Origin of the sequence: Micromonospora sp. 15K316 (assembly GCF_004348525.1) — a bacterium.
Taxonomy (GTDB): Bacteria; Actinomycetota; Actinomycetes; order Mycobacteriales; family Micromonosporaceae; genus Micromonospora.
This window is the reverse complement of sequence record NZ_SMKG01000069.1, coordinates 1-18,541: the sequence shown is the minus strand read 5'-3', so window position 1 is coordinate 18,541 and position 18,541 is coordinate 1. Positions and strand designations below refer to the sequence as shown.

Annotated in this window: 18 protein-coding genes; 5 read left to right on the top strand and 13 right to left on the bottom strand. The window is 73.4% G+C overall.

Translation table 11 applies throughout. The features are described 5' to 3' along the window. Positions 1-51: 51 nt before the first annotated feature. The 3 genes from E1211_RS15730 to E1211_RS15720 all read right to left on the bottom strand — a co-directional run bounded on the left by E1211_RS15730 (position 52) and on the right by E1211_RS15720 (position 3,145). The gene (locus E1211_RS15730) at positions 52-339 is read right to left on the bottom strand and encodes a GlsB/YeaQ/YmgE family stress response membrane protein (protein WP_132349719.1); all 288 of its coding nucleotides are present in this window, start codon (positions 337-339) and stop codon (positions 52-54) included. A 307-nt stretch (positions 340-646) separates the two neighbouring features. Continuing rightward, on the bottom strand, positions 647-2,524 hold the full coding sequence (lepA, locus tag E1211_RS15725; protein ID WP_132349717.1) for a translation elongation factor 4: 1,878 nt from the start codon (positions 2,522-2,524) through the stop codon (positions 647-649). 87 nt (positions 2,525-2,611) lie between these two features. Continuing rightward, positions 2,612-3,145, bottom strand: a complete 534-nt coding sequence (locus E1211_RS15720; protein ID WP_132349715.1) for a DUF4240 domain-containing protein — start codon at positions 3,143-3,145, stop codon at positions 2,612-2,614. 277 nt (positions 3,146-3,422) lie between these two features. Between E1211_RS15720 and E1211_RS15715 the strand changes: the two genes are divergently transcribed. After that, a complete protein-coding gene (locus E1211_RS15715; protein ID WP_132349713.1) occupies positions 3,423-4,400 on the top strand; it encodes a phosphotransferase family protein in 978 nt (325 codons plus the stop codon). 165 nt (positions 4,401-4,565) lie between these two features. Then, positions 4,566-4,832, top strand: a complete 267-nt coding sequence (gene rpsT, locus E1211_RS15710) for a 30S ribosomal protein S20 (RefSeq protein ID WP_132349711.1) — start codon at positions 4,566-4,568, stop codon at positions 4,830-4,832. A 334-nt stretch (positions 4,833-5,166) separates the two neighbouring features. Here rpsT and E1211_RS15705 read toward each other — a convergent pair whose 3' ends face one another. From E1211_RS15705 to nadD, 8 genes are all read right to left on the bottom strand, one after another. Beyond that, entirely contained in the window at positions 5,167-5,640 is a 474-nt protein-coding gene (locus E1211_RS15705; RefSeq protein WP_132349709.1) for a hypothetical protein, read from the bottom strand. Continuing rightward, positions 5,637-6,617: a DNA polymerase III subunit delta gene (holA, locus tag E1211_RS15700; RefSeq protein WP_132349707.1), complete on the bottom strand. Its 981-nt coding sequence runs from the start codon at positions 6,615-6,617 to the stop codon at positions 5,637-5,639. The genes E1211_RS15705 and holA overlap by 4 nt, the downstream gene beginning before the upstream one ends. Before the next feature lie 195 nt (positions 6,618-6,812). Next, positions 6,813-9,206: a ComEC/Rec2 family competence protein gene (locus E1211_RS15695; RefSeq protein WP_132349705.1), complete on the bottom strand. Its 2,394-nt coding sequence runs from the start codon at positions 9,204-9,206 to the stop codon at positions 6,813-6,815. Beyond that, entirely contained in the window at positions 9,203-10,117 is a 915-nt protein-coding gene (locus E1211_RS15690; RefSeq protein WP_132349703.1) for a ComEA family DNA-binding protein, read from the bottom strand. Before E1211_RS15690 ends, E1211_RS15695 begins: the two co-directional genes overlap by 4 nt. 118 nt (positions 10,118-10,235) lie before the next feature. Then, positions 10,236-11,111: a DegV family protein gene (locus tag E1211_RS15685; RefSeq protein ID WP_132349701.1), complete on the bottom strand. Its 876-nt coding sequence runs from the start codon at positions 11,109-11,111 to the stop codon at positions 10,236-10,238. 135 nt (positions 11,112-11,246) lie between these two features. Then, complete coding sequence (locus E1211_RS15680) at positions 11,247-11,876, bottom strand: histidine phosphatase family protein (protein WP_132349699.1); 630 nt, start codon at positions 11,874-11,876, stop codon at positions 11,247-11,249. Further along, the gene (rsfS, locus tag E1211_RS15675; protein ID WP_132349697.1) at positions 11,873-12,286 is read right to left on the bottom strand and encodes a ribosome silencing factor; all 414 of its coding nucleotides are present in this window, start codon (positions 12,284-12,286) and stop codon (positions 11,873-11,875) included. The genes E1211_RS15680 and rsfS overlap by 4 nt, the downstream gene beginning before the upstream one ends. Before the next feature lie 110 nt (positions 12,287-12,396). Then, a complete protein-coding gene (gene nadD / locus E1211_RS15670; RefSeq protein ID WP_132349695.1) occupies positions 12,397-12,993 on the bottom strand; it encodes a nicotinate-nucleotide adenylyltransferase in 597 nt (198 codons plus the stop codon). 232 nt (positions 12,994-13,225) lie between these two features. Between nadD and E1211_RS15665 the strand changes: the two genes are divergently transcribed. Both E1211_RS15665 and E1211_RS15660 read left to right on the top strand, forming a co-directional pair. Continuing rightward, positions 13,226-13,873, top strand: coding sequence for a PadR family transcriptional regulator (locus E1211_RS15665; protein WP_132349693.1), 648 nt, complete (start codon positions 13,226-13,228; stop codon positions 13,871-13,873). Positions 13,874-14,097: 224 nt separating this feature from the next. Further along, positions 14,098-15,303 carry an NAD(P)/FAD-dependent oxidoreductase gene (locus E1211_RS15660; RefSeq protein ID WP_132349692.1) on the top strand — a complete coding sequence of 402 codons (1,206 nt, stop codon included), beginning with the start codon at positions 14,098-14,100 and terminating at the stop codon, positions 15,301-15,303. A 76-nt stretch (positions 15,304-15,379) separates the two neighbouring features. Here the strand turns inward: E1211_RS15660 and pepN are convergent, their stop codons facing one another. Continuing rightward, positions 15,380-17,896 carry an aminopeptidase N gene (gene pepN, locus E1211_RS15655; protein WP_132349690.1) on the bottom strand — a complete coding sequence of 839 codons (2,517 nt, stop codon included), beginning with the start codon at positions 17,894-17,896 and terminating at the stop codon, positions 15,380-15,382. A gap of 69 nt (positions 17,897-17,965) precedes the next feature. Between pepN and E1211_RS15650 the strand changes: the two genes are divergently transcribed. Continuing rightward, positions 17,966-18,184, top strand: a complete 219-nt coding sequence (locus E1211_RS15650) for a DUF397 domain-containing protein (protein WP_132349688.1) — start codon at positions 17,966-17,968, stop codon at positions 18,182-18,184. 81 nt (positions 18,185-18,265) lie between these two features. Here E1211_RS15650 and E1211_RS15645 read toward each other — a convergent pair. After that, on the bottom strand, positions 18,266-18,541 hold a 276-nt coding region (locus E1211_RS15645; RefSeq protein ID WP_132349686.1), incomplete at its 5' end, for a hypothetical protein.

Below are 18,541 nucleotides of genomic sequence, written 5' to 3'. Positions count from 1 at the left end.
AGGGGTGCCCGACCAGTTGGCCGGGCACCCCTTCGACGGTCGATGCGCGAACTACCGGTGGGTGACGCTGCGGCGTCGGCCCACCCCGGCGACCAGAGCCACCGCGATCGCCGCCAGCACGACCTGCACCAGCAGCTCACCCCAGTCCACACCCGAGGTCTCCGTCGCGATCCCCAACGCCCGCGCCAGAACCGTACCGAGCAACGCGGCACCCACACCGATCAGCATGTGCAGCCACATCGGCATGTCCTGCCGGCTCGGGACGACCAGACGGCCCAGCGCCCCGACGATCAGACCAACGATCAGCGCAGTGATGATGCCCCAAACGGTCAGCTCCACGGTCGCCCTCCTTCAAGAATGAGCCACACGAGGTGTGCTTCCTGTCGTGGGCGCTAGAGTTCCCGAGCCGCCGAAAGGCCAAACCGGACCGGACGCGGAACGTCTACCGGAATCAATGCGAGAACTCGGGGCGGGACACCGTCCAGCCAGGTCGGAGCCGGTCGGACGAATCCGCCGGCCGCCCCGCTGCCGACGAAAATTTCCGTCTCGCGGTCCGCAACGCCGACCCCCCGCACACGCCGACGGCCGGCACCCGCGGCGGAATGTGCCGTACGGGTGCCGGCCGTCATACCGGCCGGGGGCCGGACTACTTCTTGCCGGCGGACTTGCCCTCGGCGGAGTCCGAGGAGAGCGCGGCGATGAAGGCCTCCTGGGGAACCTCCACCCGGCCCACCATCTTCATCCGCTTCTTGCCCTCCTTCTGCTTCTCCAGCAGCTTGCGCTTACGGCTGATGTCACCGCCGTAGCACTTGGCGAGCACGTCCTTGCGGATCGCCCGGATGGTCTCCCGGGCGATCACCCGACTGCCGATGGCCGCCTGGATCGGCACCTCGAACTGCTGCCGCGGGATCAGGGTGCGCAGCTTCGCGGCGATCGACACCCCGTAGTTGTACGCCTTGTCCTTGTGCACGATGGCGCTGAACGCGTCCACCGGCTCGCCGTGCAGGAGGATGTCGACCTTCACCAGGTCGGACGCCTGCTCGCCGGAGGGCTCGTAGTCCAGCGAGGCGTAGCCCTTGGTCCGGCTCTTCAACTGGTCGAAGAAGTCGAAGATGATCTCGGCCAGCGGCAGCGTGTAGCGCAGCTCCACCCGGTCGGCGGAGAGGTAGTCCATGCCCAGCAGCGTGCCCCGCCGCCCCTGGCAGAGCTCCATCACCGCGCCGACGTAGTCGTTCGGCGTCAGCACGGTGGCCCGCACCGTCGGCTCGTACACCTCGGCGATCTTGCCGGTCGGGTACTCGCTCGGGTTGGTCACCACGATCTCCTGGCCATCCTCCTGGATGGCCCGGTAGACCACGTTCGGGGCGGTGGAGATGAGGTCGAGGTTGAACTCCCGCTCCAGCCGCTCCCGGATGATCTCCAGGTGCAGCAGGCCGAGGAAGCCGCAGCGGAAACCGAACCCGAGCGCGCCGGAGGTCTCCGGCTCGTACGTCAGCGCGGCGTCGTTGAGCTTGAGCTTGTCCAGCGCGTCGCGCAGGTTCGGGTAGTCGGACCCGTCGATCGGATAGAGGCCGGAGTAGACCATCGGCTTCGGATCCTTGTAGCCGCCGAGGGCGTCCGTCGCCGGGTTGGCGTTGTTGGTGACCGTGTCACCGACCCGCGACTGGCGGACGTCCTTCACACCGGTGATCAGGTAGCCCACCTCGCCGACGCCGAGCGCGTCGGCCTTCACCATCTCCGGGGAGATGACGCCGATCTCCAGCAGCTCGTGGGTGGCGCCGGTGGACATCATCTTGATCCGGTCGCGGGCGCTGATCCGGCCGTCGATGACCCGGACGTAGGTGACCACGCCGCGGTAGACGTCGTACACCGAGTCGAAGATCATCGCTCGGGCGGGCGCGTCGGCGTCGCCGACCGGCGGCTGGAACTGCCGGACGATCTCGTCGAGCAGGTACGGCACGCCCTCGCCGGTCTTGCCGGAGACCTTGATGCAGTCGGCCGGGTCGCCACCGATGAGATGAGCCAGCTCCTCGGCGTACTTCTCCGGCTGGGCGGCCGGCAGGTCGATCTTGTTGAGCACCGGGATGATGTGCAGGTCGTTCTCGAGCGCGAGGTAGAGGTTGGCGAGGGTCTGCGCCTCGATGCCCTGCGCCGCGTCGACCAGCAGGATCGCGCCCTCGCAGGCGGCCAGCGACCGGGACACCTCGTAGGTGAAGTCGACGTGGCCCGGGGTGTCGATCATGTTGAGCACGGCCTGCTCGCCGGCCCGGTCGCCCTCGCGGATCGTCCACGGCATCCGGACGGCCTGACTCTTGATCGTGATGCCGCGCTCGCGCTCGATGTCCATCCGGTCGAGGTACTGGGCGCGCATCTGCCGCGGGTCGACCACGCCGGTGAGCTGCAACATCCGGTCGGCCAGGGTCGACTTGCCGTGGTCGATGTGGGCGATGATGCAGAAGTTCCTGATGCGGGCCGGGTCGGTGGCACCAGGAGCGTTCGCGCCGGAATCGAGCGTCGGAGGCACAGCTGTCCGTTCTGGTCGGCTGACGTGAGCAGGCCGGCGCGGAGCCGGCCCCCTATATGCTCCCACGCCGCCTCGGGCGCGGTCGGATCACTCCTCCGGCGGCTCGACGAAGAGCGCGGCGAGCCGCGGCAGCTGGCGCCGTGCCGACTCCTCGTCGTCGAAGTCCCAGAAGTCGAGATCCGGCACGGGCGCGGGGTCGGGATCGGCCGGCAGGTCGGTCGCGGTCGCCTTCCGGTACGCCTCCCAGGGCACCGCGAGCATGTCCTCCGACTCGAACTCCTCGCCGGTGAGCGCGGCGGAGCGGATCTGCGGCAGCTCGGCCAGGGAGTCCGGGTCGGCGACCGCCCGGGCGAAGACCTCCCGTCCCTGGGTCATCAACCAGCCGCGGAAGTACTCGAAGCCGTCGTCGGAGGCGCCCCCGTTGATCAGGTAGGCGGCTCCCCACAGATCCACGGTGCGGGACGCGACGAGCACCCGTCGCTGGTGGCGCGCGTAGCCGACGATCTCGGCCGGGTCGTACTCGGCCAGCAGCGCCGTCGCCCGTGCGGCCACCGCCGGGGCCTCTCCCCCACCGCCGGCCCGGGCCCGGTCGATCAACTGCCAGAACTCGTCGGTCCTCATGGCCTGGCAGTCTCTCAGACGACCGGGCGGGACGGCGTCAGCCGGGCGCGACGGCCGGGCCCCGGCGGGAGGGCCCCGGCGGGAGGGCCGCGTCTGCGGCGGGAGGGCCGCGCCCCGGCGGGAGAAAGCCGCCGGCCGGCCGGGAACGGGCTGCCGGACCGCCGCCGTCGGGACCGGGGCCGGATCGCCGCCGGTCGGGACCGGGGCCGCGGTCGTCGTCGCCTGCCGCCGGCCTGCGGGGCCGCACCCACCGGCGGGGATACGACAGCATGGGGGGATGCCGGTCACGCCTCCGCCGTACGACGCGACCGCCGTGCGGCCGACCTGGACCGACCTGCCACCCGGTCTGCGGTCGGCGGTCGCCGCCCGGCTGGGCGCCCCCGTCACCGCCGCCCGGGTCGCCGGAGCGGGCTTCACCCGAGGCTTCGCCGCCCTGTTGCACACGGCCGACGGCTCCACCGTGTTCGTCAAGGCGGCGGCGCGCACCGACCAGCCCCGCCTGGTCGACTGGTACGCCCGGGAGGCCGCGGTGCTCGCCCGGCTCCCGGCCGGACTGCCCGTCCCGCGGCTGCGCTGGACCCTCACCACGGCCGACTGGTACGCGCTGGGCCTGGAGGCCGTCGACGGCCGTACGCCCACGCTGCCCTGGGCGCCCGCCGACCTCACGGCCACCCTCGCCGGGTACGCCGAGCTCGCGGCCGCGTTGGCCCACCCGCCGGCCGAGTTGACCGCCCTCGACCTGCCCCACCTGGCCGACCTGGCGCGCGACGACATCCTCTGGTGGGGCGAGGTCGCCGCCGGCCGTGAGCCGGCACCGCCGCTGCCCGAGCCGGTGCGGGTGCGGCTGCCCGAGCTGGTCGCGCTGGAGTCACGCCTTCCCGGCTACGCCGCGGCCGGCGCCGGACTGATCCACGGCGACCTGCGCCTGGACAACGTGCTCATCGACGGCCGGGGCGCCGCCTGGTTCTGCGACTGGACCTGGCTCTGCCACGGGCCGGCCTGGTTCGACCTGGTCACTCTGCTGCTCACCGGCCACGCCAGCGGGCTGGACGCCGATGACCTCTTCGCCCGGCACCCGGCCGCCGCCGGCGCTCCGGAAGACGCGCTGGACGTGACGCTGGCCGCGCTGTCCGGGTACTTCCTCACCACCGCCGAGGCGGCCCCGCTCACCGCCTCGCCGCAGATCCACCGGCACCATCGGTTCAGCGGCGAGACGGCCCTGGCCTGGCTCGCGGCCCGGCAGGGTTGGGCCTGACGTCCCGCGACGGCGGGCCGGTCTCCGCGACGGGACGACCGCACGGTCGGGTGCCGTTTTGGCTCGTCCCGGCCGACCTGGTAGCCTGACTTTTCGCGCGGCGATGACGCATGCTCGTCGTGCGGAGAAGCTGACCAACCCGAGCTATCAAGACGAGGCTGTCGCGTGGCGAACATCAAGTCCCAGATCAAGCGCAACCGGCAGAACGAGAAGCGCCGGCTGCGTAACAAGTCGGTCAAGTCGTCGCTGAAGACCGCCATCCGCAAGTTCAACGAGGCCGCCGAGTCCGGCGACGTCGAGCAGGCCACCTCCCTCATGCGGGAGGCTTCGCGCAAGCTCGACAAGGCGGCCAGCAAGGGCGTGATCCACGCCAACCAGGCCGCGAACCGGAAGTCCGCGATCGCCAAGCGCGTCGCGTCGTTCTCCGCCTGACCCACGCGGCGTCAGACCTCGCCGGAAGCCCCGGGTGTTGCCCGGGGCTTCCGGCTGTCCGCGTTGTGCCCCTCGACCGCCTCGGGCACCCCTGGTGTGAGGGTCCCCACGTGACGGTCGGGGTCGGCCACCAGCCCGAGTCGGGCTGGTGAGGTGGCCGCTGGACGAGAAGCCGCCTCGACGTGATCGCTCCGGCCGGCCTCGGGCCGACTCGGCGTGATCGCTCGGCCGGCCTCGGGCGACTCGACGTGATCGCTCCGCCGGTCTCGGGCCGCCTCGGCCTCGGCGAAGCCGAGTCGATCATGCGCGTGGGACGTGGACACTCACGGGCGATTCAGCGTCGATCAGGGCCGACGCTCGGACCGATCCCGCGTCGGGCGGACCCGGCCTCGGATCCGTCCGGCCGGGCGGTGGAGCCGAACGGTTCGGCCGAGACGACGATGCCGGGCACGCTGTGGGTGATCCACTCCACTCGTGCCCGTCCGACCACCGGCTCCATCTGCCGGCGGAACCGGTCGCGCTCCTGCTCGGGCACGAGCGCCGCGGACCGGACCACGATCGCGGCCACCACGTCGTTGAGCTTGACCATGACGGCCACGGCGGCCGGCAGGATCAGTACGGCCCACCAGCTGACCAGCTCGGCGAGGGCGAGCAGCACCGCCAGCGCCACCACTCCCTCGAAGAAGAGGAAGCAGAGCACCCCGCCCGGATTGACGAACCGCAGCCCCAGCACTCGGGCGTAGAGCGGACGGTACTGCTCCTCGTCGGCCGGCAGGGTGGCCCACGCCGTACGAGGAGATCCGCTCACCGGGCGCCGCCCTGCCGGGCGGCCGCCATCGAGAAGACGGCTCGTTCCAGGGCGTACGCCCGATCGTCGGAGCCGCCCTTGACGGCCGCGTTGCACTCCGCCGCGGCCTGCATGGCCTGGGCGAGCCCCTCCGGCGTCCAGCCCCGGCCCTGCCGCTGCGCCCGCTCGATCTTCCACGCCGGCATGCCGAGCGTGCTCGCCAGCTGGTACGCGCTGCCCCGACCGGCGGACGCGACCCGGGCCACCGTACGCACACCGTCGGCGAGCGCATCGGCGATCGGCACCGGATCGACCCCCACGTGCAGCGCCCAGCGCAGCGCCTCCAGCGCGGCCGGCACGTCGCCGACCATGGCGGCGTCGGCGACCGTGAAGCCGCTCACCTCCACCCGGCCCCGGTAGTACCGGGCCACCGTGTCCGCGCCGATCCGGCCGTCCGTGTCAGCGATCAGCTGCGAGCAGGCCGCGGCCAGCTCACGCAGGTCGTTGCCGACCGCCGCGATCAGCGCCTCGGCGGCGTCCTCGGTGCACTTGCCCCCGCCCCGGCGGATCTCCTCGCGGACGAAGGCGACCCGGTCCCGGTGCCCCTTCAGCTTCGCCGCCGGCACCACCGTGGCGCCCGCCGCCTTCAGCCCGTCCGCGAACGCCTTTCCCTTGGCGGCGCCGAGGTGCAGGACGACCAACTGCACGTCCGGGTCGGGATTCTTCGCATAGGCCAGCAGGGTGGCGACCAGGTCCTTGCGGGCGTCCTGACCGGAGCGGAGCACCAGCAGCCGCCGGCCGCCGAAGAGCGACGGGCTGAGCATCTCGGCCACCTCGCCGGGGGCGAGCGCGCCGGCCTGGTACTCGCGGACGTCGACGTCGGGGTCGACGCTGCGCGCTCTGGCGACGGCTTCGGTCACCGCGCGCGTGGCGAGCAGCTCCTCATCGCCGAGGACGAGCAGAATGGGGGCGAGGCTGGCGGGGGTCACGCCGCCCATATTCGCACGGCCCGCTGCGGGATCGTGCCTGCTCACCGGCCGCTCAGGCGGCGGAGCCTGCACTCAGCGCAAATCCAGACATCAACCCCATCGGTTCATTAATACACCCAAATTACCCGGGACCGTTTCGAGGTCGACCGCGGCGAGCGCCGCCAGTGGGCGGCGCGAATCCGCGCGGCTCGTCCGGCAGGCGCCCTACCGCCCACCGGCCGGCGTGCCCCGGGCCACCACCGCGAGACCGCTGTCGCGGTGAACGGCGGCCACGTCCCCGTCGGTGTCGGTACGCATCACCCGCACCCCGCCCCGGGCCAGGCGGGCCAGCAGCTCCGGATGCGGATGCCCGTACGTGTTGCCGGCGCCCACCGGCACCAGCGCCACGGCGGGGCGGACCGAGTCGAGGAAGACCGGGTCCTGATAGGCCGATCCATGGTGCGCGACCTTCAGGACGTCGGCCCGGAGCGCACCCGGCGGCAGCGTGTCCAGCAAGGCGCGCTGCTCCTCGGACTCGGCGTCACCGGGCAGCAGGACGCGCACCCCGGCCACCGTCGCGCGGACGACGAGCGAGTTGTTGTTCGGATCGGATCGGGTGCCACGCAGTGGATGGGGCGGACCGAGCACCAGGAGCTCCGTACCGCCCGCGCGATACGCCCAACCGGCCGAGACCGTCGACAGTCGGGCCCGCCCGGCGGCAGCCGCCGCCCGTACCAGGCCCTGCCCGCCCTCCGGCTCGCCCCAGGCCGGAGTGACCACCGCCGTCACCCGTCGTCCACGGAACACTCCGGCGACCCCGCCGACGTGGTCGGCGTGATAGTGGCTCACCACGAGCAGCGGTACCTCGCGCACCCCCAGCCGCCGTAGGCACCCGTCCACCGCCGCCGGCTCCGGCCCGGCGTCGACCACGACCGCCCGACCTGCCCCGATCGGCAGCACCACGGCGTCGCCCTGACCGACCGCGCACGCCACCACCACCCACCCGGCGGGCGGCCAGCCCCGGGCGAGCAGGCGTACCGGCAGGGCACCCAGCACCGCCGCGACGCTGACCACCGCCACCAGCCGGCGTACCACGGGCCGCCGGACCGCGACCAGCAGCGCCACCGTCGACGCCGCCAGCAGCAGGGCACCCCAGACGCCGCCCGGCCAGGGCAGCGTGCCCGCCGGCAGCCGGGCACCGTACCGGGCGACCAGCACCAGCCACCACGCGGGCCAGCTCGCCAGCCAGGCGGCGAACTCGGCGCCGGCCGGCCAGAGCGGCGACAGCACGGCCGCCAGCACGCCGAGGACGGTGGCCGGGGCGATGGCCGGCACCGCGAGCAGGTTGGCGGGCACGGCGACCAGGCTGACCGTGCCGGAGATCCCTGCGACGACCGGCGCGCACGCGAGCTGGGCGGCGGCGGGCACCGCGAGCGCCTCGGCCAGGCCGGGCGGCACCCCCCGGCGACGCAGGCCGTCACGCCAGCGCGGGGCGAGCAGCAGCAACCCACCGGTCGCCAGCACCGAGAGCGCGAAACCCGCGTCCCCGGCCAGGGCCGGGTCGACGAGCACCAGCACGGTCACCGCCGCGGCCAGCGCGGGCAGGGCGGCTCGGGGGCGGCCGGCAGCCAGCGCGGCCAGCCCGATCGCGCCCATCGTCGCGGCGCGGACCACGCTCGGTGACGGGCGCACCAGGATCACGAACCCCACCAGGGCCACTCCGCAGAGGCCGGCGGCGAGCCACGGGCCCGCCCGGCACCAGCGGGCGAGCAGAAGCACCGCACCGACCACGATCGCCACGTTGGAGCCGGAGACCGCGTTGAGGTGAGTCATGCCGGTGGCCCGGAAGTCCTCCTCGACGGTGGGCGGCAGCCGGCTCGTGTCGCCCACCACCAGCCCGGGCAGCAGCCCGCCCTGCTCGTCAGGGAGCGGCGCGCAGGCGCGTTGCAGCCCGGCGCGCAGCGACCCGGCGGCACGCTGAGCCCAGGACGGTGGACCGTGCCGCAGCGGCGGCCCGGTGACGCTGAGCACGGCGGCGGTGAGGTCGCCGCCGCGCGGGACGCCGAGCCGCCCCTGGGCGGTCAGCCGCTGCCCGGGCAGCAGCCCTTGCCAGGCCGGGTTGGCGGCGAGCACCAACACCTGGACCGGCCCGGTGATCCGCGTACCGTCCGGCTGGCGGAGACCGACCAGTTCCGTGGGGACCAGCAGGGTGGCGGGGCGACCCGGAGCGCCACGGATCGGCCGGGGATCCTCGCGGACCACGAGTTCGGCGGTGACGCTCGTCCGCTCCTCCGCCAGCGTGCGCAGCGCCGTGGCGTCGCGTACGGCCAGCCGGGCGGCGCCGACCGTGCCGCCGCAGACGACGCCGATCCCCACCGCGACGGCTATCCAGCCGTGCCGCCGGGCCCGCGGGCCGGGGCGCCCGAGCAGACCGAGCAGGTGCAGCGCGGCGGCTGCGCAGAACACCGCGGCCAGCGCCGCGAGCAGCAGCACTGTGGACGCTCCGAGGTGCAGCCCGGCCAGCGCCGTGAGCCAGGTCGCCACCGCGAGGCCGGCCAGCCGCAGATCCGGCTCCCCGGCGGCGGTCCCGGTCCCGGTCCCGTCCGGTGTCGCGCTCACACCGTCACCAGTTCCTTGAGCTGCTCGTAGCGGGCGTCACCGATCCCGTCGACCTGCCGGAGGTCGTCGACCGACTTGAAGCCGCCGTGCTGCTCGCGGTGGGCGAGGATGCGTTGGGCGAGCACCGGGCCCACCCCGGGCAGTGCGTCGAGCTCCGCCAGCGTGGCCGTGTTGAGGTTGACCGGCGCGCCGGTGACCGGGGCCGCCCCCGCCGCGGGCGCGGCCGGTTGACCAACGGCGCCGGGCGGCGGCGTCACCCCGACCACGATCAGCTCGCCGTCGGCCACCTTGCGAGCCGGGTTGAGCAGGGACACATCCACTCCCGGCAGCGCACCGCCGGCCGCCTCGACGGCATCCGCGAGGCGAGCGCCGGCCGGCAGGCGTACCAGCCCCGGGCGGCGAACCTTACCGGCGACCGCGACCACCAGCTCCGCGTTCGGGCTCTCCGCCGGCTCGGCGACCTCCTCGGCGGCCGGCACGGTGGCACCGGCCGCGGTCGGGGGGATCGGCTCCGCCTGAGGTCGCGACCGCCAGGCCCAGAATCCGGCGCCGAGCACGACCAGTACGGCGACGGCGGCCAACGCCCGCACCCCACGTCGCCCCGGGTCGAACGCCCCCGGGCCGGGCAGCCGGCGGCCGGTCACCGGCTCCGGCGACTCGCCCGGGACGACACCGTCAGAGGTGGTCGACCCCGGCTCCGGTAGGTCATCCGCGACGGCCGACCGGAGCGGCCGATCGGCGAGCGGCTCCGCTCCGGGCCCGGCGTCGACCACCGGTAGGGCGGACGGCTCGCCGCGCACCGCGGTCGTGGGGAGCACCGGCAACGGGCCGGCGGGCAGCGGCCCGATCGGCGGTTGCGCGGTCAACCGCAGCAGGCGGCCGCGTACCACGGTCTCGTCGTCGTGTGACACGACGCGACGCTACGGTGGTGCTCCGTGTCCGCGCCGTTCGCGACCCGTCACCTGTGGACAGACGGGCCCGCTGTGGACAACGCCCTGATCATGCAGGCGTCTGCTAGTGAGCCGACGGTCAGGGCCGGGACGGGTCGCCCGTCCCGTCCGGACGGCGGTGCACGACGACACAGGCCAGGCCCGGTCCCGCGTGCGCCGCGACGACGGCGCCGGCCTCCGACACGTACGTCTCACGCAGCTGGTCGCCGAGGCGCTCGGACAACGCGGCGAGCAGCGCCTCCGCCCGCTCCGGCGCGGCGAGGTGATGCACCCCCAGGTCGACCTCGGCGTCCCCGGCCGACTCGACGGCCAGGTCGACCAGGCGCGCCACGCCCCGGCTGAACGTACGCACCCGGTCCCGCAGCACGATCGCCCCGTCGGGCATGTGCATGATCGGCTTGACCGAGAGCGCGGTGCCGAAGAGCGCCTCGGCCGCGTTGATCCGACCTCCGCGGCGGAGGAACTCCAGCGTGTCCACGTAGAAGTAGATGGTGGTCCGGTCGGCGGCGTCGACCGCGGCCCGGCGTACCCCGTCGAGGTCCGCGCCCCGCGCGGCGGCCGCGGCGGCCGCGAGCACCGGGAAGCCCAGGCCCAGACCGGTGGAGCGGCTGTCGACCACGACGACCCGGTCGCCCACATCGGCGGCGGCGAGCTGGGCCGCCTCGACCGTGCCGGAGAGCGCCGCCGACAGGTGCACCGACAGCACGCCGTCCGCGCCGGCGTCGAGCAGGCGGCGGTACGTCTGCGCGAACTGCTCGGGGGCGGGACGGGAGGTGCTCGCCGAGAGCCGCCGCGCGCCGAGCGCCCGGATCGCGTCGGCCGGGGAGATCTCCTCCCCCTCCAGCCCCTCCGCGCCGTTGAGCACGACGGTCAGGGGGACCACGGTCAGCCGGTGCGTACGTACCAGCTCGGGCGGGAGGTAGGCGGTGGAGTCGGTGACGACCGCGACGGGCATGCCCGGCACGCTAGCCGATGGCGTTCGTCAGGACGAGGCCGCGCGTCCGGCCGTCCTGCGCCGTCGGCCACGACCGGGCCACGCCGCAGCGCTGAACGGTCAGGCGCCGAGACCGGCGAGGGTGGCGAGGCCGGTTCAGACGGCGTCGGCCACGACCGGCGCGGCCACCAGTCCGACGTTGTGTGCGCGCAGGTGCCAGCCCCGCGTCTCGTCGTGGCGCAGCTCGGTCCAGTGGCAGTTCTGCAGGGAACCCACCGTCCGGAGGACCGTGGCGTCCCAGCCGAGCAGGTGCCCCACCCCCTGCCGGGCGCCGCCGCCGTGGGTGGCGACCACGACGGTGCCGCCCGAAACGGCGGCCGCGGCCGCCGTGAGGGCCGCGCCGACCCGCTTGCCGAGGTCGCCCAGCGTCTCGATCTCGGCGCCCGGGTTCGGGTCCCCGGCGCGCCAACGGGCGTACTCGTCGGGGAAGCGCTCGGCGACCTCGACGAGGGTGAGGCCCTGCCAGTGCCCGAAGTGGCGCTCACGCAGCCGCGCGTCGCTGGTCACCGGAAGCCCGGTCACGGCGGCCAGCGCGGCGGCGGTGTCCGCGGCCCGGCTCAGGTCGCTCGCCACGATGGCGTCCGGACGCAGCGCGGCGAGCAGGGGCGCCGCCGCCCTGGCCTGCTCCCGGCCGAGGTCGTTCAGCGGGACGTCGGTCTGACCCTGGACCCGATCGGCGGCGTTCCAGTCGGTGTTGCCGTGCCGCCAGACAATCAGCCGGGTCATTCGGCGGCGGCGGCGGAGCCGGTGCCGGACTCGGCGTCGACCAGGTCCCGGTCGACGAACGGGATGGTCGGGCAGTCCTTCCACAGCCGGTCGAGGGCGTAGAACTCGCGCTCCTCGGTGTGCTGGACGTGCACGACGACATCGACGTAGTCGAGCAGCACCCACCGGCCGGCGCGCTCCCCCTCCCGCCGTACCGGCTTGGCCTTCTCGGGCAGCTCCAGCAGGCGCTCCTCGATGGCGTCGACGATGGCGAGCACCTGACGCTCGTTGGGGGCGGCGGCGAGCAGGAACGCGTCGGTGATGGCGAGCTGGTCACCGACGTCGATGATGACGATGTCCTGTGCCTTCTTGTCGGCGGCGGCCTGGGCCGCGGCGGTCGCCAGCTCGTACGCGCGTTCGGAAACTGTCACCGTTCTCCTTCGATCAACCGTGCGACCCGTCAAGCGTCTCACACCTGGCGCCGTCCGGACTTGTCAGTTCTGGTGGATAACCCACCCGTTCAGGGGCATTACGGGGCATATCACCGCCGGTAGAGACCACGCTTGGCGATGTACTGCACCACGCCGTCGGGCACCAGGTACCAGACCGGCTCACCCCGGGCCACGCGGTCCCGGCAGTTGGTCGAGGAGATGGCCATCGCCGGCACCTGCACCAGGGTGACCGTGTCGGCGGGCAGATGCTTGTCGGTGAGCTCGAAGCCCGGCCGGGTCACCCCGATGAAGTGCGCGAGTTCGAAGATCTCGTCCAGGTCCTTCCAGGAGAGGATCTTCTCCAGCGCGTCCGCTCCGGTGATGAAGAAGAGCTGCACCTTGGGGCCGTACTGGGCCTGCAGGTCCCGGAGGGTGTCGACGGTGTACGTCGGGCCGCCCCGGTCGATGTCGACGCGGCTCACCTGGAAGCGCGGGTTGGAGGCGGTGGCGATCACCGTCATCAGGTAGCGGTCCTCGGTCGGGCTGACCGGGGTGTCGGCCTTCTGCCAGGGCTGGCCGGTGGGCACGAAGACCACCTCGTCCAGCCCGAACCGGTCCGCCACCTCGCTCGCCGCGACCAGGTGCCCGTGGTGGATCGGGTCGAAGGTGCCACCCATGATCCCGATCCGCCGGATATCTTCCTCCACCCCGTGATCGTAGGCCGGACGGCGGCACGGGCACCCTCGACGGTGACGTGGCCCGCACCACGCGCGCCCAGCCACTACGGCTCGCCGGTTCGCCCGGTCGCGACCGCCACCAGCAGCCCATCCACCTGACTCACCCTTCACCCGGTCACCCGTCCCATCGGGGACGTTGCGCCCCGATGCTCGGAGCCATATATTCGTGTGCGAGTAATCGTGGACGAGGTAAGGGGGGCCCGTGCCGAAACAACGCAGGGTCGGCAATCTGCTCGCCCTGGCCGTGCTCTCCGCCCTCGTCCAGCGGCCCATGCACCCGTACGAGATCGCCACGACCCTGCGCGCCTGGGGCAAGGAGCAGGACATGGAGATCAAGTGGGGATCGTTCTACACGGTGATCCGCAACATGGACCGACACGGCCTGATCGAGGCTGTGGAGAGCGTGCGCGCGGGCCGGCGCCCCGAGCGCACCGTCTACCGGATCACGGACGAGGGTCAAGCGGAACTGCGCGACTGGGCGCGGGAGTTGGTCTCCACCCCGGAGCCGGAGCATCACCGGTTCCGGGCCGGGCTCAGCGTGCTGGCCGTCCTGCCCCCCGACGAGGCGGTGACGTTGCTGCGCCAACGCCTCTCGAAGCTGGAGGAGACCCTCCGCGCCGGCCGGGACACTCTCGCAGAGCATCAGCGCCAGATCCCACGGCTGTTCCTGGTCGAGTCCGAGTATGAGCTGGCCATCCAGGAGGCCGAAGCCGCCTGGGTCCGCGATCTGCTCGCGGAGTTCACCGCCGGCACCTATCCGGGGCTCGACCAGTGGCGAGCCTTCCACGCGACCGGTGAGTTGCCACCCGAGCTGACCGAACTCACCGAGAGGGGCAACGCGACGCAGTGACATGGACGGCCCCGGCGCGGTGCGCCAACACCGCGCCGGGGCCATTACCTCGGCACCGCACCTGGGAAGGTGCTCGGCTCCGAAGCGGCAACCACGAGGATAGCCGGGCTTCCCTCCCAGGCCGGTGCGCCAAGGCGGACACCGACGACAACGTCGGTGCCACCACAAACGCCGACGACAGCGCGTCGGTGCCACGCACCTGCATGACGACCAGGGAGAGGAACATGACGACAGTCAGAACGGCCATCGTCATCGGCGGCGGGATCGCCGGCCCGGTGACCGCGTTCGCACTACACCGAGCGGGCATCACGGCGACGGTCCACGAGGCGTACCCGAGCACCGCCGACGGCATCGGCGGCACCCTCGCACTCGCCCCCAACGGCGTCGCTGCGCTGGGCGCCGTCAACGCGGACCGTGCCGTCACCGCGATCGCCAGCTCCGTCCACCGCACGGCGATGGCGGTCGGCCGGAAACGGTTCGACCTGCCGGGGCTGACCGACGCACCGCCGCTGCGGGTGGTCCACCGGGCCGACCTCCATCGGGCGCTGCACGACCACGCCGCCGCCGAGGGCATCGTGATCGAACACGGCAAGCGCCTGGTCGACGTACGGGAGACCGGCGACGGCGTCACGGCTCTCTTCGCCGACGGGAGCACCGCCACGGCGGACGTCCTCGTCGGAGCGGACGGCATCCGCTCCACGGTGCGTACGCTCATCGACCCGGCCGCGCCGGGCCCCCGCCCTACCGGCCTGCTCGGTTTCGAGGCGGTCGCCCGGCACGAGGTGGCCGCCGAACCGGGCACCATGACGTTCGCCTTCGGTCGGCGGGCTTACTACCTCTACTGGCCGGAGCCGGGCGGCGGCACGCGATGGGGGGCGAACCTGCCGCAGGAGCGTCCGATGACGCTCACCGAGGCCCGCACGGTGCCCCCGCAGGAGTGGCTGCGCAGGCTCCGCACCGCGTACGGCGACGACGACCCCGGCGCGCAACTCGTGAGCACGAGCGATCCCGAGGGCCTCCAGACGGTGGGCTCCCTGCTGATCATGCCCCCGGTGCCGCGCTGGCACCGGGGGCGGATGGTGCTGGTTGGTGACGCGGCGCACGCGCCGTCGAACAGTTCCGGCCAGGGCGCGTCGCTGGCGATTGAGAGCGCCGTACAGCTCGCCCGCTGCCTACGGGATCTGCCCGACGTGTCGTCGGCCTTCGCCGCCTACGAACGGCTGCGGCGCGCCCGGGTGGAGGGGATCGCTGCGCGGGCGGCCCGGATCAACCACGCCAAGGCACCCGGCGCGCTGGCCAGGACGCTCATGCCGCTGCTCATGCCGCTGCTCGTGCGGACCGCCATGAACCCGGAGCGGACGATGGGCCCCGAGCAGCGCTACCTCATCGACTGGGACGCCCCGGTCACCATCGAGCCGGCGCTGCGCTGACGGCCGGGGGTGCGCATCCCGGGTGCGCACCCCCGCCGACGCCCACGGTCGGCGCGGCTACGCACCCGAGATCGGGTCAGGCGGCGGCGGCCGCGATCGCGGTCCGGGCGACCAACGCCCGGCGCAGGTCGTCGTCGGCGTCGGTGACCACACGACGCAGGCCGGGCGTCAGGTCGTCGCGCGCCAGCAGCGCCGCGGCCGCTTCCCGGGTGGGTTGCGCCACCGCGTACCGGGGGAAGGCGAGCGCGGCGACCCGGTCGGCCGTCCAGGGCGTACGCAGCCGCGCGGCGGCCGGCATGTCGGCGAAGAACCGCTCGACGTAGGGCGCGGTGAGCTCGGCCTGCTCCGGCTGCCAGAAGCCCTCCGCGGCGGCCTCGACCAGCCGGTTGGAGAGCTCCGTGTCGCGTACGACGATCTCCCAGGCGGCGCGCTTGGCATCCGCGTCGGGCAGCGCCGCACGGCACGCGGCCGCCCGTTCGGCGCCCGCCGCGCTCTGGTCGGCCGCCGCCTCCGCGGCGATCTCCGGTTCGGCCGCCGCACCGAGCACCACCAGCCGGCGCAGCACCGCCCAGCGCAGCTCGGCGTCGACGGCGAGCCCCGCCGGCACCGCCCGGCCGGCGAGCCAACCGACCAGCAGATCGGCGTCGGTGCTGGAGTCGATCAGCCCGCGCGCGGCGGCGAGCTGGAGCGATCCGCCGGACGGCGCGCCGTCCAGCAGGGCGGCGCAGGCCTTCGCGATCAGGGCGAGCGACGTCTCGCGGGTCGTCTCGTCGAGGTAGCGGTCGACCAGCGACCGGCTCTGCGCCAGCAGATCCTCCGCGATGATCACCTCGGTCTCGGCGGGGAGCGCCGCGGCGATCAGCGCGACCAGCCCGCTCACCGGCCGCTCCCCGTCGGTCGCCGCGTCCAGGGCCTCGCGCCAGAGCAGTGCCCGAGCCAACGGATCGGCCAGTCCGGGCAGCACCAGCGGTACCGCGTCCGCCGAGGCGGGGTCGAGGCGAACCTTCGCGAAGGTGAGGTCGCCGTCGTTCGGCAGCAGCAGTTGGGCGGCCGGCACGCCGGTCAACTCGGGCAGCACCGTCCGGCCCTGCGGCGCGTCGGAAGGGAGGTCCACCTCGATCCGCTCGACCGCTCCGTCGGCGGCGTACCGGCCGACGCCGATCCGGTGCGGACGCAGCACCGGGTGTCCCTCCGGGGCGGTCTGCACCACGGCGACCTCCTGGTAGCGCCCCTCCCCGTCGACGGTCACCTCGGCGCGCAGCGTGTTCACCTGGGCCTGGCGCAGCCAGCGCTCGGCCCAGTCGCCGAGGTCACGCCCGCTGGCCGCGGAGAGGTTGGCGAGCAGGTCGGCGAGGGTCGCGTTGCCGAACCGGTGCGCCGCGAAGTGCCGGTTCAAGCCGGCCAGGAACGCGTCGTCGCCGAGCCAGGCGACCAGTTGCCGCAGCACGCTCGCGCCTTTGGCGTACGAGATGCCGTCGAAGTTCAGCAGGCCCTCGGCGGCGTCGGCCACCTCTCGCGGGGCGACGGGGTGCGTGGAGGGGCGCTGGTCGGCCGCGTAGCCCCACGCCTTGCGGCGCAGGGCGAACGTGGTCCACGCGCGGTCGAACCGGGTCGCCTCCGCGGTCACCCGGGTGCCGAGGTACTCGGCGAAGGACTCGTTGAGCCAGAGGTCGTCCCACCAGCGCATGGTTACCAGGTCACCGAACCACATGTGCGCCATCTCGTGCGCGATGGTGCCGGCCCGCCGCTCGCGCTCGGTCTCGGTCACCACGGACCGGAAGACCAGGTCGTCGCGGAAGGTGACCAGGCCGGGATTCTCCATGGCGCCGGCGTTGAACTCCGGCACGAACGCCTGGTCGTACTTGCCGAACGGGTAGCGCTCGGCGAAGAGCTCGTGGAACCGGTCGAAGCTCTGCTTGGTGACGGTGAAGATCTCGTCGGCGTCGGCGTCGAGGTGCTCGGCGAGCGAACGACGGCAGTAGACGGCCAGCGGGATCCCGTCGTGCTCGTCCCGCCGCACGTGGTACGGCCCGGCGATCAGCGTGAAGAGGTACGTGGAGAGCGGCCGGGTCGGGGCGAACTCCCACCGCCCGGGCCGGGGATTGGCCACGACGCGCTCGTTCGCCGCGACCGTCCACTCTGGAGGAGCGGTGACGGTGAAGGTGAACGTCGCCTTCAGGTCGGGCTGGTCGAAGGCGGCGAAGATGCGCTGCACGTCGTCGAGGAACGACATCGCGTAGAGGTAGGTCTCCCCGTCGGCCGGGTCGACGAAGCGGTGGATGCCCTCGCCCGTGTTCGAATACGCCATCTCGGCCTCGACGGTCACCGTGTTGCGCTCCCGCAACCCCCGCAGCGGCAGCCGGTTGTCGGTCAGCGCCGCGGGGTCGAGCTCGTCGCCGTTGAGCCGTACCGCCAGCAGCTTCGCGGGCTTCACCTCGGCGAACGTCTCGCTGCCCGGAACCGCCCGGAACCGGATCGTCACGTGGGAGCGGAACAGCTCCCCGGCACCGGCCAGGTCGAGGTCCACTTCGTAGGACTCGACCGTAATCGCCGCGCCACGCGCGGTCGCCTCTACACGGGTAAGGCTCGGCATCCGCTTATCCTGCCCGATAGGGATCGGTATGCGCTTCCCGGCTTCGACGCGTGCACTGGAGGAATGACCATGGCTCAGCACCCCAAGGGAGACTTCGACCTGTCCCGGGCGGTCTGGCAGCGGGCCGAGGGTGACACCTCCGACGGCGCCGTGGAGGTCGCCTTCGTCGACGACCTGATCGGCATGCGCAACTCGGCCGAGCCGGACGGGCCGGTCCTGGTGTTCACCCAGGACGAGTGGGACGCGTTCGTCGCCGGCGCCCAGGACGGCGAGTTCGACCTGGCCTGACGTCCCGGGCCCGGCGTCGTCCGGCGCGGGCCGGCGGAGTGGTGGTGCGAACCGTCGCGACGCCCCGCGCCGGCCAGCCCGTCACGAGTCCCCGTCGCCCCAGCCGAGGCCGCCCGGGCCGGGTGCGTGGTGGAAGCCGGGATGGCCGGCCACGTCGTAGCAGTGTTCGCCGTCCGGGCCGACCGCGCCGCAGAAGAGCCGCTCGGCCCGGTGCCAGGCGTCGGCCGGGGAGAGGGCCGCCGCGCCGAGGGCCAGCTCGGGCCGGAGCAGGCTCAACGCCTCGGCGTAGCCGACGGCCAGTTCGTGGGCCTGCGCCGGGCCCGCCGCGGTGAAGCCCAGGTGCACGGTGAAGTGGCG